Source organism: Pseudoalteromonas sp. BSi20311 (genome assembly GCF_000239875.1).
Lineage (GTDB): Bacteria > Pseudomonadota > Gammaproteobacteria > Enterobacterales > Alteromonadaceae > Pseudoalteromonas.
This window is the reverse complement of the sequence record NZ_BADU01000008.1, coordinates 1-2,135: the sequence shown is the minus strand read 5'-3', so window position 1 is coordinate 2,135 and position 2,135 is coordinate 1. Positions and strand designations below refer to the sequence as shown.

2 protein-coding genes are annotated in these 2,135 nt (G+C 44.1%); both read left to right on the top strand.

Features of this window, described 5'->3' with window-relative positions:
• Positions 1 to 1,327: IS21 family transposase (gene istA / locus P20311_RS01125; RefSeq protein ID WP_036984604.1), on the top strand; the 1,327-nt coding region annotated here is incomplete at its 5' end.
• Positions 1,320 to 2,072, top strand: a complete 753-nt coding sequence (istB, locus tag P20311_RS01120) for an IS21-like element helper ATPase IstB (RefSeq protein WP_008108712.1) — start codon at positions 1,320 to 1,322, stop codon at positions 2,070 to 2,072. The genes istA and istB, both read left to right, overlap by 8 nt.
• Positions 2,073 to 2,135: the final 63 nt, after the last annotated feature.

Genomic DNA, 2,135 nt, shown 5'->3' with positions numbered 1-2,135 from the left:
ACGTATAGATCCACTTGAATCTATCTGGGACAGTATTGTTGTCCCTCTACTTCAAGGTGATGCTACGTTAACTCCAGTGGGAATTTTTGATCATCTTTGCGAGTTTCACACCGACAAATTTAACCCGAGCTCACGGCGTACATTAGAGCGTCGAATTCATAAATGGCGGGCACTGTATGGCTCAAGCAAAGAGGTCGTATTCCTGCAAACACACGAGTATGGCCTATTAGGTATATGTGATTTCACACATGTGAAGTCACCCGTTACCATTGCTAGTGAACCCCTTAAGCATATGTTGTTTCATTATCGTATGCCCGCCAGTGGCTGGGCTTACGCCCAAGTGATTTACGGCGGTGAAAGCTTTGCTGCTTTTTCTGATGGTGTGCAAAACGCATTTAAAGCAGCCGGCGGTGTGCCTAAAGAAGTGCGTACAGACAGTCTCAGTGCCGCCTATCGTAATCATACTAATGATAATGATTTTACAGAGCGCTTTAATGAGCTAGTTATCCATTATGGCTTTAAAGCGACCCGTAATAACCGCGGTATTGCGCATGAAAATGGGGCTATTGAGAGCCCTCATGGGCATCTTAAATCGCAACTGGAGCAAGCATTAAAAATCCGTGGTAGTTATGACTTTCAGACAAGAGAAGTCTATGAATCGTTTGTTGCAGACATTGTTGCTCGCCGTAATCGCCGTGTAAGTGATAAGTACGCAGTAGAGCAGCGACAATTACACGCTTTACCACGGACGATGAGCGTCAATTACACCGAGCATTATCTAACGGTGTCACGTACGAGTACTATTTCATTGAAACGTGTTACCTATAGCGTCCCGTCACGCCTTATTGGTAGCCGATTACTTGTTCGTTTATATGACAACCGCTTAGAGCTGCGCTATGGCAGCGATTTAGTTCAAACGTTAGCGCGTGTCTATGCTTCTAAAGGGTGCCGTGCACGCAATATTAGTTACTTGCATGTTATTGACGCATTGGTTAAAAAACCATTGGCATTTCGCTACTCACAACTACGTGACGACTTACTCCCAAGCGACAATTACAAAGCTATTTGGGAATACGTTAATACTCATCTTTTAGCGGATGAAGCGAGCTATTACATGGTAAAACTGCTCCATTTAGCAAAACAAAGTGGGTGTGAACGTCAATTAGGACGATTTGTAGCAGTGTCAATTACTCAGCGACAATTACCGGCCATCCGAGAATGTGAAGCGCAATTTTTAGTGATTGCATCAAACATACCCACAATAAAAATAAAGCAACACAGCTTGAGCGCTTATAGCAGCATGATACCGGGAGGTCTACATGGATAACTTCACGGCCTCGTTACCTTTAATGCTGAAACAATTAAAGCTTAGCACCATGCTTCAACAGTGGAATACCCTGGGAAAAAAAGCGATGGAAGAACAATGGAGCCCGCAGCAATACTTGTCTGAGCTGTGCCATGTTGAACTTGCGACACGCGATGACAAACGCCTTCAGCGGCTTTTAAAAGATGCAAAATTGCCAATGGGTAAACACCTTAGCAGCTTCGACTTTACCCTTGTTGATGGGGTTAGTAAGCCCCTTGTTGCTGATTTAATAAATCAGCCGGATTGGTTGAAGCACGGTGGCAATATATTGTTATTTGGCGCCAGTGGTCTTGGTAAAACGCATATCGCCAGTAGCATCGGTTATGGCCTTATCGAGCAGGGCCATAAAGTTAAGTTCGTTGCCGCGTCAGCGATTGTTCAACAACTCCAGCAAGCAAAGCGACATTTACGCTTGCAAGACGAACTTGTAAAGCTCGATAAATACAGCTTATTAATCGTTGATGACGTTGGTTACGTTCGAAAAACTGAACAGGAAACGAGCGTGCTGTTTGAATTGATAGCCCATCGCTATGAGCGACACAGCATGATCATCACATCAAACAAATCATTTGAGCAATGGGATGAACTATTTGAAGATTCAACGATGACAGTCGCGGCAATCGATCGTTTGGTTCATCATGCCACGATTATTCATTGTGAAGGTGACAGCTACCGACGCAAAACAGCGCTCAATAAGAGTAAATAAAATTCGGTATCAACCGGCCAAGATAATTGACGCGGAACCGGCCAAGTTAATTGACGCTAGATA